This window comes from Malaciobacter halophilus (genome assembly GCF_002837275.1).
In the GTDB taxonomy this organism is placed as follows: domain Bacteria; phylum Campylobacterota; class Campylobacteria; order Campylobacterales; family Arcobacteraceae; genus Malaciobacter; species Malaciobacter halophilus.
The window spans coordinates 1-277 of sequence record NZ_NXIF01000075.1 but is presented as its reverse complement, the minus strand read 5'-3'; the positions used below and the strand labels follow the sequence as shown (position 1 = coordinate 277).

General features: G+C 32.1%; 1 protein-coding gene. It reads right to left on the bottom strand.

Features of this window, described 5'->3' with window-relative positions:
* The coding region (locus tag CP960_RS13115) for an FAD-dependent oxidoreductase (RefSeq protein ID WP_165777369.1) at window positions 1-277 on the bottom strand (277 nt) is incomplete at both ends.

Here is a 277-nt window from a genome sequence, read left to right as displayed (position 1 = left end):
ACCAATAACAGCTACTTCTTTTCCTTTATAAAAGAATCCATCACAAGTAGCACAAGTTGATATTCCTCTACCAAAGAACTCATCTTCTCCTTTAAATCCAGCACGTCTTGGAACAGAACCAGTAGCTAATAAAACAGCCTTAGATTCAAATGTATTACCATCTTCAGAAGTTAAAGTAAAAATATCATCATTTTTAACAACAGAAGTAATTTTCTTCATTTCATGTTTTAAACCAAACTTCATAGCTTGCTCTGGCCAAGATTGCATTAAATCTAAA